Source organism: Natronococcus sp. JC468 (assembly GCF_012163165.1).
GTDB lineage: Archaea > Halobacteriota > Halobacteria > Halobacteriales > Natrialbaceae > Natronococcus > Natronococcus jeotgali.
The window spans coordinates 29,901-51,540 of the sequence record NZ_JAAVUO010000009.1; the positions used below are offsets into that span (position 1 = coordinate 29,901).

Sequence of the window (21,640 nt, forward strand, 5' to 3'; positions counted from 1 at the left end):
TACCGATGCTGGTAGTATTGTGAGTGGTAGCGAGACGGGAACTCCTCGAGCGAAACGGGATCGGTGTCGCTCTCGAAGACCGAGGATGTTCCGTGTCCTCCCCCGTGAGAGCGGTCTTCGCTCGAGGGGGTCCGGGAGTCCCGCGACGTCTCGGAGGGCTACTCGCCGGTCGTGCCGGCCACGACGGCCTCACCACCGCGAACGTCGTCGAGTTTCTCGGCCTGCTTCTCGACGACGCAGTCCTCGAGGACGAGGACGTCCAGACCCATCCCGTAGAAGTCCTTGACCGCCTCCGTGGGCGTGTTGACGATCGGTTCGGCGTGGTCGTTGAAGGAGGTGTTCAGAACGACCGGAACCCCGGTGATGGACTCGAACTCCGAGATCAGCCGGTAGTAGCGGGGATGCTGGTCCTCGCGGACGGTCTGGGGCCGGGTCGAGTCGTCCGCGGGGTGGAGCACCGCCTCGAGGTCGTCGACCTTCTCGGGTCGGACGTCGAAGGTGTCGATCATGAACGGCGCGGGCCCGCCGTCGATCAGGTACTCCTCGGCGGCGTCCTCGAGCATCGAGGGGGCGAAGGGGCGCCACTCCTCGCGGTGTTTGACGTACCTGTTGACCCGGTCCCGTGACTCGGCGCTGCGGGGATCGGCGAGGATGCTCCGGGCGCCCAGCGCCCGCGGGCCCATCTCCATGCGTCCCTGGAACCAGCCGACGAGGGCGCCGTCGGCCAGCCGCTCGGCGACGTAGCCCTCGAGGTCGTCGGGTTTGGCGTACCGGATCTTGTTGGTCTCGAGCAGCGACTCGATCTCGCTCGTCTCGTACTCCGGACCGAGGTAGACCGTCGTCTGGGGCTCGACGCCGTCGGGGCGGCGGTCGAGCCAGCCGGCGCCGAGCGCGAGCCCGGCGTCGTGAGCTACCGGCTGGATGAACGTGTCGTCGACGGCCTCCAGCTCCCGGACGCTCTTGTTGAGCTTGCAGTTCAGGGCGACGCCGCCGGCGAGCGCGACGTCGTTCGAGCGGGAGGCGCCGAGGTAGGCCTCGACGATCTCACAGACCGTCTCCTCGAGGAGCGCCTGGGCGGTACGGGCGAGGTCTTTCTCCCACTGGTCGAACTGACCGGGGCTGTCGTTTCGCGGGCGACCGAACGCGTCCTCGAGTTTCTCGACGCCGTAGCCGGTGCCCCAGCGTTTCGTCAACGGCGTGACGTCGTAGTCGACGCCGGTGTCGATCAGGCCGCGCAGGGTGCGTTCGATCTCGGGGCGGCGCTCGCCGTAGGGCGCCAGTCCCATCACCTTCCCCTCACCGTTGAACATCCGATACCCCAGGTACTCGGTGACGATCGCGAAGAAGAGCCCGAGACTGTTGGGGTGCTCGTAGGTTCGGACTCGCGCCAGTCCGTCGGGGGTGCCCCGCCAGACGACCGTCGAATCGTACTCGCCTTTCGCGTCGATCGTCAGGACCAGCGCGTCGTCGAACCCGGAGGGGTGAAAGGCGCTCGCGGCGTGACAGCGGTGGTGGGCGCGACACTCGACGGGCGGCACCGGCGTTCCGATCGACGCGAGGCGGTCCTCGACCTGCCGGGTCGGAAGGAAGCGACTCCGGATCTCGTCGACGACAGTCTTCTCGAGGGCCGACGCCTTCCTGGCGAGCCCGGGAGCGCGGATCGCGTCGGTGACATAGTGGTCGCTGATCCGAGACCGGAGCTGCGGATCGTAGGGTAACAGGATCCGATCGAGGTCCGCGAGTTCGAGGTCGCGGTGCTCGAGGCAGGCGCGGATCGCGCGCTCGGGGAACGTGTCGACGGCGTGTTTGTCCCGCGTCAGCCGCTCCTCTTCGATGCCGAACACGGGCCGGCCGTTCTCGAAGAGGACGGCGCTCGGGTCGTGCTGGCCGTACAGTCCGATCGCAGGCTTGCAGGCGAGAATATACGAACTCATTGGCGGGGACTCGTTCGGTCACGAGGGGGAGACGACTCAAAGTTCCCCCGGGTATTATCTCGGTCAGAAAAGCGTCGGATATATATCACTCCCGACACTACGGGGGTGCGTGCAATCCAACGCCGGCGACGATTCCGGTTCGGTACTGGACCTGCTCGCGGACCCGTACGCGCGCCGGATCCTGACCGCCGCGAACGACGAGCCGATGACGGCCAAGGCGCTCAGCGACGCCTGCGAGGCCTCGCTGCCGACGATCTATCGGCGCGTCGATACGCTCGACGACCACGGGCTGCTCGAGGAGAAGACGGTCGTCGATCCGGACGGCTCGCACCGAAGCGTCTACCGGACGGCGGTCGAGTCGGTACACGCGACCCTCGAGGGCGACGAGCTCCGGGTCGTCGTCGACACCCGCGACGACCTCGCGAGCAACTTCACCGAGCTCTGGGAGGAGCTCCGGGGTGGTGACTGATGGAGATGACGGTCCCCGGAGCCGAGATGATGGCCGCCTACGGGGCGAAACTCGTCGTGGTCGCGTTGAGCCTGACGATCGCCTACCTGGCCTTTCACGGCTACCGCCAGAGCGGCAGCGAACCGATGCTGTACGTCTCCGGTGGGTTCGTCTTCATCGGGACCGGGGCCGTCTGCGAGCGGATGCTGTACGAACTCGCCGGGATCTCGGTCTCGTCGGCCGGGCTCGTCCAGGCGAGCCTCGTCTCCGCCGGCATGCTGTTGATACTGCTCTCGCTCCGGTCCGGTCCGTAGTCCCGGCTCGCAACCCGCGCAATTATGTGTGGGGGTTCCCCAACCACCCGACATGGAAACCGATCTCGACCCGCTGCGGTCCGTCCTCGAGGAGAGGGGCCGCGACGGCTACCTCATCGACGACGACGACTCCGACTCCGACCAGCGGTACGTCTCCGGCTTTACCGCGCCGGACGCCTACCAGACGCTCGTGACCGCCGACGGCGAGGTCCACCTGCTCGTCTCGGGACTGGAGTACGGCCGGGCGCGGAAGGAGGCCGACGCCGACTCCGTGAGCCGACGGGCCGACTACGACTACCAGGAGCTGGTGGCCGAACACGGCGCCGACGAGGGGAGGGTACGGACGATCGCCGCCTTCCTCGCCGATCACGGGGTCGACTCGATCGCCGTCCCGCGGAGCTTCCCGACGGGGACCGCCGACGGGCTCAGAGAGCGCGGCCTCGAGGTCGCGGTCGAGCGCGAGGGCGTCGTCGAGGAGATCAGGTCCCGGAAGACGCCCTGGGAGACGAACCAGATCGGCGCGACCCAGTCGGCCAACGAGGCCGCGATGGCCGCCGCCGAGGGGCTCGTCGCCACCGCGGAGGTCGAGGACGGCGTGCTCGTTCGCGACGGCGAGGAGCTGACCAGCGAGCGCGTCAAAGAGGAGATCGAGATCACGCTGCTTCGCCACGGCTGCGCGCTCGACGAGACGATCGTCGCCTGCGGCGCCGACGGCGCCGACCCCCACAACCGCGGCAGCGGTAGCCTGGAGGCGGGCGAACCGATCGTGATCGACATCTTCCCGCGGGACAAGGGAACCGGGTACTTCGGCGACATGACCCGCACCTTCGTCCGCGGCGAACCGAGCGAGGAGGTCGAGCGCCGCTACGAGGTCACCCGCGAGGCGTTCGAGACAGCCCTCGAGACGATCGAGGCCGGGGTTACGGGTGCGGACGTTCACGACGCGGTCTGTGACGTGATCGAAGACGCCGGCTACGAGACGCTACGGAGCGATCCGAGCGCCGACACCGGCTTCATCCACAGCACCGGCCACGGCGTCGGCCTCGACATCCACGAGCGGCCGAGCCTCTCGCCGACGGGTGAGGAACTCGAGCCGGGCCACGTCGTCACCGTCGAGCCGGGGATCTACGACCCCGAGGTCGGCGGCGTCCGCATCGAGGACCTGGTCGTCGTCACCGAGGATGGCTACGAGAACCTGACCGAGTACCCGGTCGCGCTCGAGCCGCGGACGACCTAAGCGCCCTTCTCCATTTTATTCCAGATACTCCACAAAGTATTTATTATTCCGGGAGAGACGAAAATATAGCCGGGACCTCCCCCCAACTGCGTCCGAATCGCTGGTACGCCGTCCCGGCTGATCCACCCCTCTTCCCCCTTTTGTGCCGGTAGCGATCCCGTCGATCGCCAGCCGCCGTCCCGACCGACCGCTCAGCGACGGCGGTCGGCGCCGATCCGTTCGCCGACCTCGAGCCCGCTTCGCAGCGCCGCGTGGATCCGCCCCTCGCCGGCGACCCAGTCCCCGACGCAGTACAGCCCCGCGGACTCGGCCCGCCGGAGAGGCTCGCTCGGCGCGCCGTCCTCGAGGATCGCGTAGCGCCAGCCCTGGTGGTCGGTCCAGTCGGGGTCGGTGAGGCGGTCGTCCTCGAGCAGCCCGGCGGTCAGCGCGGCCAGTTCGGCGAGGTTGCGCTCCGGATCGCGACCCTCGTTGGCGGCCGACCACTCGCGGTTCGCCTGGACGACCAGCAGCGACTCCCCGTCGGGGACGTGGCCCGGTTTGCACTCCTCGCGGCTGACCCAACCCACCTCGTGGTCCGTGTCGACGTTGACCAGCGCGTAGTAGGGGACCTCGAGTTCGAACGGGTAGTGGAAAACCCCGGTCCAGACCCGACGGTAGGAGACGTCTCCGAGCGCCGCCACCAGCGAGTCGCGCCGATCGGCGTCCCAGGCGCTCGCCTCGAGCACCGCGGCCGCCTGGGGCGCTGGCGGGTTCAGGACGACGGCGTCGTAGGGGCCCCACGGGTTGCCCGCGGCGTCCTCGAGGGTCCACGTTCCCACCGCGTCGTCTCGCACCAGTCGCTCGACGCGGGTCTCCCGGTGGATCGTCGCGTCGGTGCGGGCGAACAGCCGCTTGGCGAGCTGGGTCAGTCCCCGCTCGTAGCTCCACTTGTGATCGTCGGCGTCGCGACCCGGTTCGATCCCGCTGTCGCGGTCGAACGTCCAGACGGGCTCGGTGATGTCGACGAGCCCCTCCGTCGGAAGCGTCTCGGTTACCAGTTCGACGACTCGCTCGTCGTCGGCTTTGATGTAGTTCGCGCCGTAGTCGTAGACGACGTCGTCCCGACGGCGAGTCGCGGCCCGTCCGCAGAGCCTGCCCGACTTCTCGAGCACCGTCACCGACGTCTCGGCGGTCGCGTCCTCGAGGGCGAACGCCGTGGCAGCCGCGCCGGCACCGGCGCCGACGATTCCGATCCGTTCCATACGCGACGTTCGGGGTCGGTCCTGAAGTACCCTCCCGCAGCCGACGCGGCTTGCCGGCTCGACGTTCGAGCTACGGGTCCCCGTCGCTTGCTGATCGGCGAGCGTCGATCCGACGGTCACGACGCTGCGCGAACCGCCCGCCGACGTACCCACCCACCGCGCCGAGGGCGCCGGCGAGGGTCACGACGAGCAGTCCCGACAGCAACAGCATCGCCCCGACGACGACCGCCTCCCCGACCTGACCGATCCTCACCAGCCCCGCGACCAGTCCACCCAGGACGAACGCGAGGATCGCAAGCGCCGGCAACGCGGGCACCAGCCCCGCGAGCGCGCCGACGCTGACGGTTCGATCGGACTCGCCGCGCTCGAGGTAGCCCGCCAGCGCGCCGCCCAGCGCCGGCGAGAACGGAAGGAACGACAGCGCGACGGTGACGACGGCGCCGACGAGGACGTACGCACCGTAGGAGTCGACGGATTCGCCCGCCTCGCGCCGACGGCGGGCGCGCCGTCTCGCGACGAGGTAGCCGACGGCGACCAGCACCGTTCCGACGCCGACGACCACCAGTCCCGTCCCGGTCCAGGAGACGACGGCGTCGGCCACCTCGAGCGCCTCGGCGTCGGTCAGCTCGGTCGTGCCGACCGTCACCGTCACCGTTTCGTCCTCGATTCCTGCTGCGAGCGCGGCTCGGTCGACGAGGACGGCGAGCGCGCTTCCGGCGGCGATCGAGAGCAGGCCGACCAGCGCGACGACGGCCGCGAGGAGCCAGTCGACGACCGCCGGTACCGTGCCGTCGGCGGCCGAGTGCCGCTCCCGATCCACCCCTTCGGTCGGTGTCGATCCCATACCGGTAGCTCGTATGCGGTGTGGTACCTTATAGCTGGGTTCGACGAGCAAAGCGGTGCGAACGTGCTTTCGGCGACGGCCGCTACACTGACCCGTCCTCGAGGTATAGTAGCCACTGAAAGTCAGTGCGTACCCGATCGCACGACTACTGTGCGATCGGTGTGCAAACAGTTTCAGTGGCTACTATAGGAGGGCCGCTCGTCGTACGCGATCGGATCCCGAACGTCCAGTCGCTGGAACGCCTGCAGGCGGTAGGCGCAGGCGTCGCAGGTGCCGCAGGCGGGCTCGTTCTCGCGGTAACAGCTCCAGGTGTGCTCGTACGGAACGTCGAGTTCGAGCCCCCGCTCGGCGATGTCGGTCTTCGATTCCTCGACGAACGGCGCCTCGATCTCGATCTCGGCGTCGGGTTTCGTCCCGACGTCGACGACCCGTTCGAAGGCCTCGAAGAACTCGGGTCGGCAGTCGGGATAGCCCGAGAAGTCCTCGCTGTGGGCGCCGATGAAGACCGCCTCGCAGCCGTTGGCCTCGGCGTAGGAGACCGCCATCGCCAGCAGGTTCGCGTTCCGGAACGGGACGTAGGAGGTGGGGATCTCCTCGCTGTCCATGTCGGCGTCCGCGACCTCGAGCTCGTCGTCGGTGAGACTCGAGGCGCCGATCGCCGAGAGGTGGCCCGTCTCGATCCGCAGGAAGTCGGCGGCGTCGAACGCCTCGGCGAGCCGGCGGGCGCATTCGAGTTCGCGCTCGGCGGTACGCTGGCCGTAGGAGGTGTGCAGGGCGTAGATCTCGTAGCCCCGCTCGCGGGCGATGGCGGCCGCGGTGGCGCTGTCCATCCCGCCAGAGAGGAGGACGACGGCGCGTTTTTCGGTCGGTTCGTCGGTCGTCGGCGTGGTGTCGTCGGTCATCGTGTGGGTCTGTCTCGTCGGCTACGTTTCGGGGGCGTCGTTCCAGAGGTCGACGTGCAGACGGGGCGTGTACCGGAAGCCGTGGTCCATCGCCAGCTCGGCGACGCGACCGCGGGTCTCCGCGAGGCGCTCGCGGGTGGCGCCCTCGGGCATCAGGAGGACGTCCTCGTCGCGGATCGGGACGCTCGCGGCGTCCCGCAGGTCGGCGAGCAGCTCGCGGATCTCGGACATGTCGCACTCGTCCGTGACGACGAACTTCAGCTGGACGTCGTAGTCCTCGACGAGCGCGGCGAGCGCCTCGAGGTCGACACGGGCGTCCTCGTGGCGTTGCTCCCACTCGCCTTCCCCTTTCGGGTCGCGGTCGGGCGTCGGCGTCGAACTCTCGAGTTTCGGGCTGATCGAAGCGAGGTCGATCGGCGCCTCGCGGTGGATCGTCCCGTTGGTCTCGACGGTGGTGTGGTAGCCCCGAGCGTCGAGGGCCTCGAGCAGGGCGACGCTTCCCTCGTGGAGCAGGGGTTCGCCGCCCGTGAGGACGACGTGGTCCGCCGGGTGGGAGTCGACCTCCGCGAGGATCTCCTCGAGGCTCATCCGGGCGTGGGTCGGCTCCCAGGAGGTATGGTAGGAGTCACAGAACCAGCACCGCAGGTTGCAGCCGCTGGTGCGGACGAACACGGACGGAACCCCGGCGAGCGTTCCCTCGCCCTGCAGCGAGTAGAACAGCTCGTTGATCGGGAGCCCCTCGCCGCCCGTGTCGCGGTCGGCGGCGCACTCGCGGTCCGAGGAGTCGGAGACGGGCATCTCAGAACTCCCCGCCGCCACAGAGCTCGCTGGTCTCCTCGACCCGGACGGCGACGTCGGTTACGGTCTCGGGGAGGGCCGCCTCAAGTTTCGCCTCGAGGACGACGCTCATCACCTCGGCGGTGGGCGGGTGTTCGAGGACGACAACGGCGTCGTCGTCGCCCGCCTCCTCGAAGGCCTCGATCAGGGGATCGCCGCGCTCGAGCAGGAACATATGATCCCACTCGTCGATCACTGTAGTAATATCGCCCTTGTCGGCGACCCACCCTTCCTCGGTGATCTCGCCCTCGACGGTGACGCCGATCTCGTAGTTGTGGCCGTGCGGGCGGGCACACTTGCCGTCGTGGTGGAGCAGACGGTGGCCGGTGCTGATCCGAATCGGTCGATCCCGACCGACGTGGAGGACGCGAGGGGTGCCGACCACGTCGGCTCCCTCGGTGTCGGCGAGCTTCTCGGTCATACTGGGATATTCGCAGCCGAATACTTAGGGCGGTCGATCCGTCCTCGAGGCGGGTGTCTGTGACAATCCGAGAACACTCCCCACTGCGCGTAGCGACAACCCGCTGGCGGAAGCTATATCTGCCGCTAGTTCGACGGTGTATCCATGCCGATACAACGGCGGCAATTCGTTACGGGGATCGGTGTGGGAGCTATCGCAAGCATAGCCGGATGTTCTCAACTGACCGGAAGCGACACCGATCAGCAAGACACAGCCGTAGCCGGTGAAACGCTAACGCTCACGACGACGACGAGCACCTACGACACGGGGCTGCTCGACGAAATCCACCCGGCGTTCGAGGACATGTACGGCGTCTCCGTCGACGCGGTGGCACAGGGAACGGGTGCGGCCCTCGAGTCGGCGCGCAACGGGGATTCCGACGTCGTGATGGTCCACGCCCGCGGCCTCGAAGACGAGTTCATGCGCAACGGCTACGGGGTCAATCGTCGAGACCTCATGTTCAACGACTTCGTCCTCGTCGGTCCGGAGAGCGACCCGGCGGGGATCGAGGGTATGGACTCGGCGACCGAGGCGCTCAGCGCTATCGCCGACTCGGAGGCGCCGTTCGTCTCGCGCGGAGACGACTCCGGGACCCACACCAAGGAGCGCAACCTCTGGGAAGAGGCGGGAGTCGAGCCGGGCGGCGACTGGTATCAGGAAACCGGGAGCGGGATGGGCGAAGCGCTGAACAACGCCAACCAGCAGGACGCCTATACGCTCTCGGACCGCGGGACGTTCATCTCTCAGCGCTCGGAGCTCGATCTCGTCATCCTGGTGCAAGGGCCCATCGAGGACGGTCCGGAGATCCTCGCGAACCCCTACGGGATCATGGCGGCCAATCCCGGCGTGCACGACAACGCCAACTACGACCTCGCGATGGCCTACATCGGATGGATCACGAGCCCCGAAACACAGAACGCGATCTCGGAGTACCAGGTCAACGACGAACAGTTGTTCTTCCCCGAAGCGGTCTCCGAGGATCCCAACTTCCAGCAGTACGTTCCGGAAGGATGGAGCAGCGACGCGTCGGGTAGCGAGAACGCCTCGGATAGCGGGAATTCCGCCGATAGCGGGAACGCCTCCGAGAGTAGCAATTCGTCCACCGAGTGACCGTGCCCCTGGAGTCAGTTGCACAACTACTTCCGGCCGTCGTCGACCTGCCGTTCAGGGAGGGCTACGTCTGGAGTGTCATCGCCGTCTCGCTGTACGTGAGCCTCATCGCCGTGACGCTGAGCACGCTGTTCAGCATCCCGGTCGCGATCGTGATGGGATTCACCGAGTTTCCCGGCAAGCAGTTCGTGAAATCGGTTATCAATACGGGAATGGGCTTCCCTAGCGTGGTGGTCGGCCTGCTCGTTCTGTTCGCCGTCTCTAACCAGGGACCGCTCGGATCGTTGGACCTGGTGTTCACCAAGGAAGCGATGATCATATCACAGTTCGTGCTCGCGACGCCGCCGATCACGGCGATCAGCCTCGCAGCCATCACCGGTGTGAGCGAGAACGTCCGCGACGCCGCTCGCGTCCTCGGCGGCACGCGCCTCGATATGGCGCTGGTCGTCATCAAGGAGGCCCGATACGGGATCGTCACCGCGATTCTAGCTGGGTTCGGTCGTGCCGTCAGCGAGGTCGGCTCCGTCCTCATCGTCGGCGGCAACATTACGAGCGCGGACGGGATCTCGAAGACGCGAACGCTAACGACCGCCATCCAACTCGAGGCCCGTCAGGGGCAGTACGAGACCGCGATGGTACTCGGCGTGATCCTGGTCGTACTCGTGTTGCTGGTCAACGCGATCGTCGTCCGACTCGGCGATCAGGGGGTGAAACGATAGTGCTTCGAGCGACCGATGTGGCACAGTCGTATCAATCCGAGCGAGTGTTCCGGGACCTCTCCATCGACGTCGAAACCGGCGAGATCGTCGCCGTCATCGGGCCGTCCGGCGTCGGAAAGTCGACGCTGCTCCGTATGCTCGCACTTGCGCTCGAGCCGGACGGCGGGACCGTCGAATTCGACGGAACGGACGTCTGGTCCGTCGACGACTCCGAGCGGCTCTCGTTGCGGCGGCATATCGGGATGGTCTTCCAGGAGGCGAGTCTCTTCGACGCCTCGGTCGCTCGCAACGTCGAATACGGGCTCCGCGTCCGTAGATCGTGGTCCGATCGCCTTCGCAGCGAACTTCACTCGATCGTCAGTTCGAACGGGACCGCAGACGCTGTTCGTGAATCCCTCGAGATCGTCGGATTGACGGACAAAACGGACCAACACGCGGACTCACTCTCGGGCGGAGAGGCTCAGCGAGTTTCGTTCGCGCGTGCGCTAGCCTACAACCCGGATATTTTGCTGCTCGACGAACCGACGTCGGATCTCGATCCGCGAAACACCGCAGTCATCGAGGACGCGATGTCCGAGGCTCGAGATCGAGGGATCGGCGTCGTCGTGGCGACACACGATATGCACCAAGCGGAGCGGGTTGCGGATCGGGTTGCGGTACTGCTCGACGACAGCATCGTTGAGATCGGTCCGACGGAAGCGATTTTCGAGAGTCCGTCGGACGACCGCACTCGGAAATTCATTGCGGGAGAGTTGATATACTGACCGAGCGCGGTCCCGATTTCCGGAGGCATTTCAACCGCGGGTTCGAAGACACGGGCATGAACGCCGCGATCGTGACGGTCGGGGACGAACTGCTCGCCGGACGGACGGCGAACACCAACGCCACCTGGCTCTGCGAGCGCCTCGCCGAGCGCGGGGTCACCCTCGAGCGGGTCACGACCGTCCCCGATCGGATCGCGGACATCGCGTCGGTCGTCGGCGACTACAGCGCGGCCTACGACGCCGTCGTCGTCACGGGCGGACTCGGCCCGACTCACGACGACGTGACGATGGCGGGGATCGCCGCGGCGTTCGACCGCGACCTCGAGCCCGACGAGACCGTCCTCGAGTGGCTCGAGGACCGGGGCTACTCGCGGGCGGACCTGACGTCGAGAACCGCCGACCTTCCCGCGGGCGCGCGGCCGCTGCACAACGAGGAGGGCGTCGCCCCCGGCGCGGTCTGCGAGAACGTTTACGTCCTCCCGGGCGTGCCAGCCGAGATGCGAGCGATGTTCGAGTCCGTCGCCGGCGAGTTCTCGGGGACCCGAACCTACCGGGAGACCGTCGTCGCCGACGAGCCCGAGAGCGCGCTGCTCGATCGCTTCGAGGCGGTGCGCGAGGAGTTCGACGTCGCGGTCGGCAGCTACCCCGGGGAGTCGGTCAGGATCGAACTCTCCGGGACCGACGAGGACGCGGTCGCGGCGGCCGCGGCGTGGCTCCGCGAGCGGGTCGAGACGGTCGAGAAGCGGTAGCAGGTTTCGGCGGACCGTTCTACCGGTAGAGGTGGGTCATCCAGGCGATCGTCACCGCGAGGCTCACCAGCAGGACCCCCCAGCCGACGACGTCCATCGGCAGCGCCGTTTCCGTTTCGAGTACGACCGCAGTCAGTTCGTTCATGCGTCGCGGTCGGATCCGATCCCTCTTAGTCTTTCAGAAAACGTGTCGTTCGGTGGAAAGCCACACGGCTTTTGTCGCCGCCCCCGAAGGGCGTCCATGGATACGATCGGCGTCGTCGTCAACCCGATCGCCGGCATGGGCGGGCGGGTCGGACTGAAGGGAACCGACGGCAAGATCGCGGAGGCCCGTCAACGCGGAGCGACCACGCGAGCACCCGAGCGGGCCCGGCAGGCCCTCGAGGCGCTGGCCCGCGAGGCCGACGACCTGACGGTGTATACGGCCGCGGGTCCGATGGGCGAGGACGCGGCTCGGGACGCCGGCTTCGACCCCGAGGTGGTGTACGATCCGTGGGCGGGGTCGACCGAGGGACCCCCGAAGGATCCTGGCGAGGCCGAGACGACCGCCGAGGACACGCGGGCGACGGTGCGGGCCGTCCTCGAGCGCGGGGTCGACCTCGTCCTCTTCGTCGGTGGCGACGGGACGGCCGTCGACGTCGCCGGCGTGCTCGAGGAGTGCGGCGACGAGATGCCGATGCTCGGCGTGCCCGCGGGGGTCAAGATCTACTCGTCGGTGTTCGCCGTCACCCCCAGAGACGCCGGGCGGATCGCGGCCGGGTTCGACGCGGTCGAGCGCCGGGAGGTCAACGACATCGACGAGGCGGCCTACCGCGAGGGGGAGGTCCGCTCGGAGCTGCGGGCGGTCGTCCCGGTGCCCGTCGCGCCGGACGTCCAGTCGGGCAAGCAGGTCTCGAGCGGCAGCGTCGACTCGCTGGCCGCGGGCTTCGCCCGCGAGATCGAGGACGGCCGAACCTACGTCTTCGGCCCGGGCGGCACCGTCGGCGCGATCGAGGCCGAACTCGGGATCGAGGCCTCCCCGCTGGGGGTCGACGTCTGGCGCGACGGCGAGGTCCTCGCACGTGACGCCGCCGAAGCGGAGATCCTCGAGGTCCTCGAGGATCCCGTCACGATCGTCGTCTCGCCGATCGGGGGCCAGGGCTTCATCTTCGGGCGGGGCAACCACCAGCTCTCGCCCGCGGTCATCCGGCGGGCCGACGAGATCGCGGTCGTCGCCGCCGGCGAGAAGCTCGACGCGATCGACGCGCTCCGGGTCGACACCGACGACGACGACGTCGACGAGGAGTTGTGGGGCTGGATGAAGGTCCGGACGGGGCGGTTCACGACGCGGCTCGTGAAAGTTGTTTAAGGATGTGCGCGATTCTCGTGCATCGCAGAACTATATTACCACGAGTGACGAATGTACTGTGTGTATAGTCAGGATTAAGGTGGGCTAAATCCTACCTCGGCCCATGGAAACGCGGAAAGTCCAGCGGCTCGGTCCCTCGACGCTCGCGATGACCCTCCCCGCGGAGTGGGCGGGCGAACACGACGTCGAAAAGGGCGACGAGGTGACGATTCGAACCAGCGGCAAGGGGACGCTGACGGTGATGCCCGAGTCGGCGAACACCGAGGAGACGGAGGCGACCATCCACGTCGACGAACTCGACGCGCCGGCCGTCGAGCGCGCGATCGTCGCCCAGTACGTCCTCGGCCGGCGAGTGATCCGGATCCAGCGCGAGGACGGTGCGCTCGACTCCGAGCACATCAACGCCGTCTACCAGGCCGAGACCCAGCTGATGGGACTGGGCGTGATCGAGGAGACCCCCGAGAACATCTCGATTCGGTGTTCGGTCGACCCCGAGGACTTCACGCTCGACAACCTCCTCGAGCGTCTCGAGCGAACCGGCAGCACGATGCGCGGCGAGGCGATCAAGGCCCTGGCCCACGGCAACCCCGACCTCGCCCAGCGCGCGCTGAACCGCGAACGCCAGGCCAACAAGATCTTCGTGCTCCTGTTGCGCCTGATCTTTACGGCCTACCAGAACCCCAACCTCGCGCGGGCGGTCGGACTCGAGAGCGGCTTCCCGCTGATCGGCTACCGATCGATCGCGAAGAACCTCGAGCTCACGGCCGACAACGCCGAGGACATCGCCGACATCGTCATGGAGACCGAGGGACACACCCTCGACGTCGACAGCGCGATCATGCGGGACATCCGCGAGTTGAATGATCTGGTCGACGAGATCACCGCGCTCGCCGTCGAAGCGGCCGTTGAGCGCGACTACGACAAGTCCAACGAGGTGCGGTCGCTGTTCCACGAGATCGCCGACCGCGAGGACGAGATCCTCGACGAACTGCCCGAGATGGCCAACGAGGACCTGCTTCGGGTGCGGGAGGTGCTGGTCAGCCTTCAACAGACCGCCCAGTATGCGATGCGAAACGCCGAGATCGCGGCGAACCTCGCGCTCAACGAGGAGTCCGAGCACACGACGATCAGCTGATCGCGGCCGCCGGACCGCGCCGTTTTTCACCAATTTTAATTCGGTATATTCAGAGGAGAAAGATTCATGAGTGGCGACTCCGTTACTCGCCGCCATCGTTCGATACATCGCCCGTCTCCGGACTGCAGTTCGATCGCAGCGCACGCTCCTGGTCGTGATCGGAGCGACGCTCGCCGGAGTGACGGTTCCGGCGCTTTCGACCCCACTCCAACCGCTGCTCCCGGCGCTCGTCGCCGGGCTGATATTCACGGGGTTCTACGGGTTCAGCGTCGACGAGGCCGCGGACCAGCGCGTTTCGACCCCGGTCGTTGTCTCGCTGGCCTGCCTCTACCTGTTCGTCCCGGTCGCGCTGTACCCGCTGGCCTCGGTCGCACTCTCCGGTGAGATGTTACTCGGCGTGCTCGTCGTCCTCTCCGCGCCGCTGGCCGCCGGCAGCTCGATCATCTGGACGCGCCTGAGCGGGGGCAACACGGTGCTGACGACCGTCGTCGTCCTCGCGTCGATGGGGATCGCGCCGCTCGCGATGCCCTCGCTGATCGCGCTGCTCGCGGACTCGGCCGTCGAGGTCTCGGCGAGCGAGCTGGTCGTCGAGCTGGCCGCGATCGTTCTCGCCGGCGGCGCACTCGCGTACGCGGTGCCGGGGGGGACCGTCTCCGAGGACAAGCTGGACGACTTTTCGGTCGCGACGATCGGCGTCCTGATCTACGCGGGCGTCGGAGGATCGACCCTCGCGGTCGAGGCGACCCAGCTCGCGGCGGTCGGCGCGGTCGCGATCGGTTCGATTGCCCTCAGCGCCGCGGTCGCGTACGGGCTCTACGCCCGCGGAATGCGAAGCGACGACTGCATCACCGTACTGTTCTCGAGCTCGATGAAGAACATGAGCGTCTCGGTGATGGTCGGTGCGGTCATCGGCGGCGGAACCGTCGTCGCCAGCATCACCGCGTTCTACGTCGTCCAACAGGTCGTCAGCAGCTCGCTCGTTCGCCACCTCGAGGGCTCCGTCCCCGGTCGGTCCTGAGCGGCGCCGACGCCGCCGGCGGATTGCGCGAATGGATGCAATTAAGGGGCCCTGCTCGGAACCCTCGAGTATGGCTACGCAATCGGAGTCGACGGACAAGGGGCTGGGGCTGGCGATCGCGCTCGGCGCCGTCGCGACCATCGGCGCGTTCGCGATGGGACTCGGCGCCCCCGACATCACGGCGGCATGGGGATTCGCCGGGGCGATGCTGTTCAGCTCGCTGGCGGTCGTCGCCATCCACCTCTACTGGGACTGACGTCGATCGGATCGACGGTTTCGGCGGCCCCTCGAGAGCGCCGCCCGCATCAAACGTTAATACCACCGACGACCTACGTCGAGTACGGACGATGACGAACTACTCCGACGAAGAGCGGCGTATCCTGTCGTACCTCCGCGAGAGCGCCGCCCGCGGCGAGGAGTACTTCCGCGCGAAAAACATCGCGGACGCGATCGGGCTCTCGTCGAAACAGGTCGGCGCTCGCCTCCCCCACCTCGCGGAAAAGTCCGACGACGTCGACATTGAGAAGTGGGGCCGGGCCCGCTCGACGACCTGGCGCGTCACCGTCAGCTGAGACGGCCCGCCGTGACGAGTTCCCGGATCGCCGCGCGCCGTTTTGCGGTCGCTCTGGAACCGGCGTACAGGAGGTCGTACGAGGGTTCGTGGTCTTTTTACCCGAGAACGCCCCAGGTAGTGGCATGACTGTACGCGTCGACCGGTCGTTCGAGCTGTCGGCCCCGCCAGAGCGCGTCTGGGAGTTCATCGCGGATCCGGGGAACCGCGCCCAAGCGATCAGCGTCGTCGAGGAGTACTCCGTGGACGGCCCCGACGGACGGCGGGCGACCTGGCAGGTGGCGCTTCCGATCCCGCTCGTTAGCCGGACCGTCGCCGTCGAGACCGAGGACGTCACCCGTCGTCCCCCCGAGTACGTCAAGTTCACCGGGCGTTCGAAGGGACTCGACGTCACCGGCGAACACCGGATCGTCGAGACCGAGACCGGGAGCCGCCTCGAGAACGAGTTCGTCGTCGACGGGAAGCTGCCGGGTGTCGAGACGTTCTTCGAGCGCAACCTGGACGAGGAACTCGAGAACCTCCGCCGGGCGCTCGAGCGCGACCTGGAGGGATCGCCGTGAGCGCCGACGGACTCGAGCTCGCGCTCGCCCAGCTCGAGGTCGAGGCCGGCGACGTCGCGGGCAACGTCGAGCGCGCGCTCGCGGCGGTCGAGCGGGCCGCCGACCGGGGCGCCGACCTGGTCGCCCTGCCGGAGCTGTTCAACGTCGGCTACTTCGCGTTCGAGCTCTACGAGCGCTACGCGGAGCCGTTCGAGGGGGAGACGTTTACCCGACTCGGGGAGGCCGCCGCGGAGCACGGGATCGCCGTCCTCGCAGGCACCATCGTCGAGGATCTCGCCGCGACCGAGACCGTCGAGACGCCCGCCGAAGAGGGGCTGGCCAACACCGCCGCGTTGTTCGACGCCAACGGGGAGGTACAGCTGGTCTACCGCAAACACCACCTCTTCGGCTACGAGTCCGCCGAGGCCGAGCTGCTGGTCCCGGGCGAGCGCATCGAGACCGCCGCGGTCGGCGGCGTGACGGTCGGCGTGACGACCTGTTACGACCTCCGGTTCCCGGAGCTGTACCGCGAGCTGGTCGACGCGGGCGCCGAGTTGCTGGTGGTCCCCAGCGCCTGGCCCTACCCCCGGATCGAACACTGGGAGACTCTCTCGCGGGCGCGGGCGATCGAGGACCAGTGTTACGTCGCGACGGTCAACGGAGCCGGCGAGTTCGAGGACGCGACCCTGCTGGGTCGCTCGACGGTCTACGACCCCTGGGGCGTGACGCTGGCCTCGAGCGGCGACGATCCGGCCCTCGTGACGGCCGAGATCGAACCCGAGACGGTCGCCGACGTCCGCGAGGAGTTTCCCGCCCTTCGGGACCGCCGACTGTAGTCGAGCTCGACCGCTGTTTTTTTATCCACCGACGACGTTGTCTCCGATGCCGGTTACAGGCGCTTTTCACGTCAGACCGGCATTGCGCGTCGCTCCGGCCGCGCTCGCTCGATTCCCGGGATCGAGCGACCCCACTCCCGTCGGCTCGCCTTCGTCCGCACCACTCCTTTCGCCCGCGTCTTTCGCCTTCCGCCCTCGAGCGTCGTCTTCGGCTCGAGGGACGAGTCACCGCTTCTCGAAGGCGACCCGCCACTGGACGTCGCCGTACCGGGCCGCGGCGACCGTCCAGGGCGTGCCGACGGTCGCCTCCCGGAGCCGATCGACGTCGAACAGGCGAAAGAGTAGCGTCCGACCGACCGCGTCTCCGTACTCGCAGTGGAACACTCTGTAGGCCAGCCCGGGCGCGGCGTCCTCGCGGTAGCCGAAGACGTCCGCGGTCGCCGCCAGCTCGGGCGCGTAGTTGTCGAACACGGCGGTGGCGTCGGGCGTCGTCACGACCGCAAGGTCGGCGAGGAACTCCCGGACGGCGCTCATCGAACCCGCCAGCCCGACCTGCGTACCGATCGCATGGGCCGACCGAAACCGGTCGCGGTCGAAGGTCTCCCGGAGCGAGAACATGTCGGCGAGCCTGGCGTCGTCGACACCCCGATCCCGCATGACCTCCACGAGCGGTTCGCTCACCTCGATGGCGACGGTCTCGAACCGCTCCTGGTAGTACAGCGCGTCCCGCCCCGCGCCGGCACCCATGTCGAGCAGCGGTCCCTGCAGCCACGCGTCGCGCCAGGCCTCGTCGTCGTGGTCGCCGAAGTACCACTTCTCGACGGCGTGTTCGCGGGTCCGTTCGCCGTCGCGATCGAGCAGCGGCGCCGTCCGCTCGCCGCGGTAGTAGTCGCGGACGGCGCGACCGAACGGATCGTGATCCGTCATACTGTGTGACACAGTTTTGGACGCCGTAAGCGTGAGTGAGGGTCGGTACCGAGGGGTAGTGGATAGTACCGTTCCCCGCGGTAGCAGGTCGCAAACATCTTTTGTTCCGCGTCGCGTACGGAGCCCATGCCGACGGTTACCTTCGAGGGCCGGGAGATCGACTGCGAGGACGGAGCGATCCTCCGGGACGTCCTGCTCGAGGCGGGGCTGTCGCCGCACAACGGGCGGGCAGCCCTGCTGAACTGTCGTGGCCACGGGACCTGCGGCACCTGTGCCGTGGAGATCGACGGCCCCGCGAGCGAGCCGACGACGCGCGAGAGACGCCGGCTCTCGGCGCCGCCGCACGATCCCGACGCGGGATTACGGCTGTCCTGTCAGACGAAGGTGCGGGGCGACCTGACGGTCGAGAAACACGGCGGGTTCTGGGGACAGCGCCGAGTGGAGTCGTCGCGCGACTGAGGTCGCTGACTATCGCGTCGTCCGACGGGTCGCCGCGTCGAAAACGAAGAACGGCTCGAGGACGTCGTTCATACGGTCTCCTGTGAGTCATTACCGGTGCAACCGCAGGGCGGTCGCGGTTGCACCGGTAAATCGTCACAGCAAACCGTATCAATCGTCGCGAGTGAGGATGTCTGCGGAAAGGCCCTGGGCCATCTCGATGTCCTCGGCGTTGTTGATCGTCCAGGCGGTGCGCTCGGTGACGGCCTCGATGGCCTCGCGGGCGCTGGGGTAGCCGTTGCCCGACTTCTTGACGCCGCCGAACGGCAGCTGGACCTCGGCGCCGATACACGGCAGGTTCGCGTACGCCAGCCCGATCTCGGCGCGGTCCCGGAAGTAGTTGATCTGGCGGTAGTCCTCCGAGACGATCGCCCCCGCCAGCCCGTAGGGGGTGTCGTTGTGGATCTCGACCGCGTCCTCGATATCGCCCGAGTACTCGAGCAGCGCCACGTGGGGACCGAAACACTCCTCTTTCAGACAGCGCAGGTCGGTGTCGTACTCGATCTCGTAGACGAACGGCCCGACCCAGTGGCCCTCGGCGTGGCCCTCCGGGATCTCGCTCTCCTCGAGTTCGAAGCGGTCGACGAGGACGTCGGCGCCCTCCTTGCGGGCGAGTTCGTTGTGTTTCTCGATCTTCTCGAGGTGTTCGGCCTCGATGGCCGGGCCCATGAACGTGTCCTCCTCGAGCGGGTCGCCGACGGCGACGTCCTCGGCGATCTCGACGAACCGTTCCTTGAACTCGTCGTAGACGTCCTCGTGGACGATCAGGCGCTCGCTCGAGACGCAGCGCTGACCGGTGGTCTTGAAGCTCGACATGATCGCCGAGTGGACGGCGACGTCCAGATCGGCCTCCTCGGTGACGACGATGCCGTTCTTGCCGCCCATCTCGCAGGCCGCGAGCTTGCCGGGCTCGCCGCCGACCTTGCTGGCGATCTCCTGGCCGACCTCCGCGGAGCCGGTAAAGAGGACGGTGTCGACGCGCTCGTCGTCGGTGATTGCGGCGCCGGCGTCGCCGAAGCCCTGGACCATGTTGAAGACGCCGTCGGGGATGCCCGCGTCCTCGAACATCTCCGCGATGATCTGGCCGCACCACGGCGTCTGTTCGGCGGGCTTCCAGACGACCGTGTTCCCCTCGACCAGCGCGATCGCCATGTGCCAGAACGGGATCGCGACCGGGAAGTTCCAGGGGGTGATACAGCCGACCACGCCCCGGGGTTTCCGGCGCATGTAGGCGTCCTTGCCCGCGACCTCGCTGGGGACGACGTCGCCGTGGGGGTGGCGGGCGTTGCCCGCCGCCCACTCGACCATGTGCCAGGCCTCGGTGACGTCGGCTTTCCCCTCGCTGATCTCCTTGCCACACTCCCGGCTGACGATCTCGCCCAGCTCCTCGTGGCGCTCGCGCAGCTCGTGGTAGATGTCCCAGAGGTACTCCGCGCGGTCGATGTAGGACAGGGAGCGCCACTCCTCGAAGGCCTCGTCGGCCTCCTCGAGGGCGGCGTCGACGTCCTCGGCAGTTCCCCGGCGGAACTCCGCGAGGGTCTCCCCGGTCGCCGGGTTCTCGCTCGCGAACGTCTTCGAACCGTTCCCGTCGGTCCACTCGCCGCCGATGTAGTGGTCGTGTACCTGCTCGGTGGCCTGTCGACTCATGCGTGAACAGACGACGAACGACGTGAAAACGTTGATGGAGGTCGGGGCGGCGTCGCCCGGATCAGCGGTCCTCTTTCTCCCCGCGGTCCTTCGTCACCGTCCGATCGCCCTCCGGGGGCGCCTCCTCGGTGTCGGGATGGCGCTCGTCGCCGGCCTCGTCCATCTCGTCGGTGTCGGGCTCGAGGGCCTCGCCGGAGCGACCGTCCTCGTCGGGGAGGTCGTCGGTCGCCGCCGACCCCTGCCCGACGTCGCGCCGGTCGTCGCCCGTGCGTTCGTCGCGTTCGATCACCGGATCGGTCTCGACGTCGTCGTCGGTATCGGCGTCCGCAGCGGTGTTGGGCTCCGCACCGCCGTCGTCGCCGGCCCGCTCGAGTCGGACGGTCCCGTCGACGATCCCGCCGACGTCGTCCTCGCCGAACGAGACCGTTTCGTCCTCGGCGTCGACGTTCTGGCCGAGTGCACCCCTGAGCGCCTCGAGCGCGTCGGCGCCGCGATCGATTTCGGCGGTCGGCCCCTCGACGGAGGCGACGACTCCGACCCGCTCCCCGTCAGCGGTCTCGACGGGTTTGCCGACGTCGTCCTCGGTGAGTTGCGTTGCCATAGTCGGGCTACCGTCGAGCGCGAGAAGTCGGCAGTGCCTGCACGCGCGTGGTCCCCGGGACGGGAGCGCGGCCGTCAGCGCTGGCGGCCCAGATCCGCCGCCTTCTCGAGTTCGCTTCGCAGCGTCGTCGAGTCGAACTCGTGGTCGGGCCGCAGCCGGACGAAGTCCAGGAAGCGCCGGGCCGACAGCAGCGTCTCCGGATCGTACACCGAGAGGGCCGCATCGACGACGTCTCGGGAGCCGAGGCGGGGCTCCAGCACCGCGAGCGCGCAGGCCAGATCGTACGCGGTCGTCTCCTCGACCCGGTCCTCGTGGACGCTGGTGGCGTCGATGAAGTACAGTTCGCCGTCGCACAGCAGGATGTTCTCGGCCCGCAGGTCGCCGTGGGCCATGCCGTGGTCGTGCAGCGTCGCCAGCATCTCGAAGAGGTCGCCCGCCTGCGCCGCGACGACGTCGTCGGAGACGTCGTCGAGGGACTCGAACGCCGGGAGGTACTCGAGGACGAGCACACCCAGCCCGTTGACCTCGAAGGCGTCGATCGGCCGCGGCGCGTTGAGCCCGATCTCGCGCATCCGCCTGGTCGCCTCGTACTCGTGTTCGACCATCTCGCGGGGCGTGTCGAACCGGTCGAAAAAGCCCTCGGTTCCCGAGGAGAAGGCGCCGACGTTGCGCCCGGTCGTCAGGAGGGCGTGAACGAGCGCGTTCTGGCGGGAGACGATCTTGACGAACCACTCGTCGTCGATGACGCAGGGAGTCGACAGCCAGTTGTCGGCCTCGAGGAACTCGACGCGGACGCCCTCGCGGCCGTACCGATCCGCCAGCGTCCGGACGACGCGCTCGATGCGGCCCCACTCGACGGTCCCGCGAGCGAGCTGGCGGATGTCCATACGTCGACCCCAGGGCGCATAGCGTTAAATGCCTCTCGAACTGGCATCGACGAAACCTGTTCTCGGGGCGTCTC

Annotated in this window: 26 protein-coding genes; 15 read left to right on the top strand and 11 right to left on the bottom strand. The window is 67.9% G+C overall.

Annotated elements, in window-relative coordinates; genetic code table 11:
* Positions 1-158: 158 nt before the first annotated feature.
* Positions 159-1,934 carry a carbamoyltransferase C-terminal domain-containing protein gene (locus GWG54_RS07475; protein ID WP_167937184.1) on the bottom strand — a complete coding sequence of 592 codons (1,776 nt, stop codon included), beginning with the start codon at positions 1,932-1,934 and terminating at the stop codon, positions 159-161.
* A gap of 109 nt (positions 1,935-2,043) precedes the next feature.
* On the opposite strand from GWG54_RS07475, the gene GWG54_RS07480 reads away from it, so the two are divergent.
* The 3 genes from GWG54_RS07480 to GWG54_RS07490 are packed head-to-tail and all read left to right on the top strand — an operon-like array spanning position 2,044 to position 3,933.
* Positions 2,044-2,403 (top strand): helix-turn-helix domain-containing protein, encoded by a 360-nt coding sequence (locus GWG54_RS07480; protein ID WP_167937185.1) that lies wholly within the window; start codon positions 2,044-2,046, stop codon positions 2,401-2,403.
* Positions 2,403-2,696 (top strand): hypothetical protein, encoded by a 294-nt coding sequence (locus GWG54_RS07485; RefSeq protein ID WP_394352920.1) that lies wholly within the window; start codon positions 2,403-2,405, stop codon positions 2,694-2,696. Before GWG54_RS07480 ends, GWG54_RS07485 begins: the two co-directional genes overlap by 1 nt.
* Positions 2,697-2,748: 52 nt before the next feature.
* A complete protein-coding gene (locus GWG54_RS07490; RefSeq protein ID WP_167937186.1) occupies positions 2,749-3,933 on the top strand; it encodes a Xaa-Pro peptidase family protein in 1,185 nt (394 codons plus the stop codon).
* Positions 3,934-4,124: 191 nt separating this feature from the next.
* Here the strand turns inward: GWG54_RS07490 and GWG54_RS07495 are convergent, their stop codons facing one another.
* The 5 genes from GWG54_RS07495 to GWG54_RS07515 form a co-directional block, all read right to left on the bottom strand.
* Complete coding sequence (locus GWG54_RS07495) at positions 4,125-5,174, bottom strand: NAD(P)/FAD-dependent oxidoreductase (RefSeq protein WP_167937187.1); 1,050 nt, start codon at positions 5,172-5,174, stop codon at positions 4,125-4,127.
* Between the two features lie 70 nt (positions 5,175-5,244).
* Positions 5,245-6,018: a DUF5518 domain-containing protein gene (locus GWG54_RS07500; RefSeq protein WP_167937188.1), complete on the bottom strand. Its 774-nt coding sequence runs from the start codon at positions 6,016-6,018 to the stop codon at positions 5,245-5,247.
* Positions 6,019-6,191: 173 nt separating this feature from the next.
* Complete coding sequence (gene queC, locus GWG54_RS07505) at positions 6,192-6,920, bottom strand: 7-cyano-7-deazaguanine synthase QueC (RefSeq protein WP_167937189.1); 729 nt, start codon at positions 6,918-6,920, stop codon at positions 6,192-6,194.
* 21 nt (positions 6,921-6,941) lie between these two features.
* Positions 6,942-7,718, bottom strand: coding sequence for a 7-carboxy-7-deazaguanine synthase QueE (locus GWG54_RS07510; RefSeq protein WP_167937190.1), 777 nt, complete (start codon positions 7,716-7,718; stop codon positions 6,942-6,944).
* Between the two features lies 1 nt (position 7,719).
* Positions 7,720-8,178 carry a 6-pyruvoyl tetrahydropterin synthase family protein gene (locus GWG54_RS07515; protein WP_167937191.1) on the bottom strand — a complete coding sequence of 153 codons (459 nt, stop codon included), beginning with the start codon at positions 8,176-8,178 and terminating at the stop codon, positions 7,720-7,722.
* A gap of 144 nt (positions 8,179-8,322) precedes the next feature.
* Between GWG54_RS07515 and GWG54_RS07520 the strand changes: the two genes are divergently transcribed.
* From GWG54_RS07520 to GWG54_RS07535, 4 genes are read left to right on the top strand one after another with little or no spacing between them, the layout of a single operon-like run.
* Positions 8,323-9,327 carry a substrate-binding domain-containing protein gene (locus GWG54_RS07520; protein ID WP_167937192.1) on the top strand — a complete coding sequence of 335 codons (1,005 nt, stop codon included), beginning with the start codon at positions 8,323-8,325 and terminating at the stop codon, positions 9,325-9,327.
* Positions 9,328-9,329: 2 nt separating this feature from the next.
* Positions 9,330-10,046 (top strand): ABC transporter permease, encoded by a 717-nt coding sequence (locus tag GWG54_RS07525; RefSeq protein WP_167937193.1) that lies wholly within the window; start codon positions 9,330-9,332, stop codon positions 10,044-10,046.
* The gene (locus GWG54_RS07530) at positions 10,046-10,810 is read left to right on the top strand and encodes a phosphate ABC transporter ATP-binding protein (protein ID WP_167937194.1); all 765 of its coding nucleotides are present in this window, start codon (positions 10,046-10,048) and stop codon (positions 10,808-10,810) included. The genes GWG54_RS07525 and GWG54_RS07530 overlap by 1 nt, the downstream gene beginning before the upstream one ends.
* Positions 10,811-10,866: 56 nt before the next feature.
* Complete coding sequence (locus GWG54_RS07535) at positions 10,867-11,559, top strand: molybdopterin-binding protein (RefSeq protein WP_167937195.1); 693 nt, start codon at positions 10,867-10,869, stop codon at positions 11,557-11,559.
* A 19-nt stretch (positions 11,560-11,578) separates the two neighbouring features.
* Here GWG54_RS07535 and GWG54_RS21160 read toward each other — a convergent pair whose 3' ends face one another.
* Positions 11,579-11,704 (bottom strand): hypothetical protein, encoded by a 126-nt coding sequence (locus GWG54_RS21160; protein WP_280842092.1) that lies wholly within the window; start codon positions 11,702-11,704, stop codon positions 11,579-11,581.
* A 96-nt stretch (positions 11,705-11,800) separates the two neighbouring features.
* On the opposite strand from GWG54_RS21160, the gene GWG54_RS07540 reads away from it, so the two are divergent.
* From GWG54_RS07540 to GWG54_RS07570, 7 genes are all read left to right on the top strand, one after another.
* On the top strand, positions 11,801-12,907 hold the full coding sequence (locus GWG54_RS07540; RefSeq protein WP_167937196.1) for an ATP-NAD kinase family protein: 1,107 nt from the start codon (positions 11,801-11,803) through the stop codon (positions 12,905-12,907).
* A 103-nt stretch (positions 12,908-13,010) separates the two neighbouring features.
* Positions 13,011-14,042 (top strand): phosphate uptake regulator PhoU, encoded by a 1,032-nt coding sequence (locus GWG54_RS07545; protein ID WP_167937197.1) that lies wholly within the window; start codon positions 13,011-13,013, stop codon positions 14,040-14,042.
* 70 nt (positions 14,043-14,112) lie between these two features.
* Entirely contained in the window at positions 14,113-15,060 is a 948-nt protein-coding gene (locus GWG54_RS07550; RefSeq protein WP_312854261.1) for a bile acid:sodium symporter, read from the top strand.
* Between the two features lie 70 nt (positions 15,061-15,130).
* Entirely contained in the window at positions 15,131-15,316 is a 186-nt protein-coding gene (locus GWG54_RS07555) for a hypothetical protein (protein ID WP_167937198.1), read from the top strand.
* 91 nt (positions 15,317-15,407) lie between these two features.
* Complete coding sequence (locus GWG54_RS07560) at positions 15,408-15,632, top strand: hypothetical protein (RefSeq protein WP_008426643.1); 225 nt, start codon at positions 15,408-15,410, stop codon at positions 15,630-15,632.
* A gap of 124 nt (positions 15,633-15,756) precedes the next feature.
* Positions 15,757-16,191: a CoxG family protein gene (locus GWG54_RS07565; protein WP_167937199.1), complete on the top strand. Its 435-nt coding sequence runs from the start codon at positions 15,757-15,759 to the stop codon at positions 16,189-16,191.
* The gene (locus GWG54_RS07570; RefSeq protein ID WP_167937200.1) at positions 16,188-17,006 is read left to right on the top strand and encodes a carbon-nitrogen family hydrolase; all 819 of its coding nucleotides are present in this window, start codon (positions 16,188-16,190) and stop codon (positions 17,004-17,006) included. The genes GWG54_RS07565 and GWG54_RS07570 overlap by 4 nt, the downstream gene beginning before the upstream one ends.
* Before the next feature lie 225 nt (positions 17,007-17,231).
* Here the strand turns inward: GWG54_RS07570 and GWG54_RS07575 are convergent, their stop codons facing one another.
* Positions 17,232-17,933 carry a class I SAM-dependent methyltransferase gene (locus GWG54_RS07575; protein ID WP_167937201.1) on the bottom strand — a complete coding sequence of 234 codons (702 nt, stop codon included), beginning with the start codon at positions 17,931-17,933 and terminating at the stop codon, positions 17,232-17,234.
* 126 nt (positions 17,934-18,059) lie between these two features.
* On the opposite strand from GWG54_RS07575, the gene GWG54_RS07580 reads away from it, so the two are divergent.
* A complete protein-coding gene (locus tag GWG54_RS07580; protein ID WP_167937202.1) occupies positions 18,060-18,392 on the top strand; it encodes a 2Fe-2S iron-sulfur cluster-binding protein in 333 nt (110 codons plus the stop codon).
* A gap of 150 nt (positions 18,393-18,542) precedes the next feature.
* Here GWG54_RS07580 and GWG54_RS07585 read toward each other — a convergent pair whose 3' ends face one another.
* The 3 genes from GWG54_RS07585 to GWG54_RS07595 all read right to left on the bottom strand — a co-directional run bounded on the left by GWG54_RS07585 (position 18,543) and on the right by GWG54_RS07595 (position 21,566).
* Positions 18,543-20,078, bottom strand: a complete 1,536-nt coding sequence (locus GWG54_RS07585; RefSeq protein WP_167937203.1) for an aldehyde dehydrogenase family protein — start codon at positions 20,076-20,078, stop codon at positions 18,543-18,545.
* 61 nt (positions 20,079-20,139) lie between these two features.
* Positions 20,140-20,679, bottom strand: a complete 540-nt coding sequence (locus GWG54_RS07590) for a hypothetical protein (protein ID WP_167937204.1) — start codon at positions 20,677-20,679, stop codon at positions 20,140-20,142.
* Positions 20,680-20,753: 74 nt separating this feature from the next.
* Positions 20,754-21,566 (bottom strand): RIO1 family regulatory kinase/ATPase, encoded by an 813-nt coding sequence (locus GWG54_RS07595; protein ID WP_167937205.1) that lies wholly within the window; start codon positions 21,564-21,566, stop codon positions 20,754-20,756.
* Positions 21,567-21,640 lie beyond the last annotated feature (74 nt).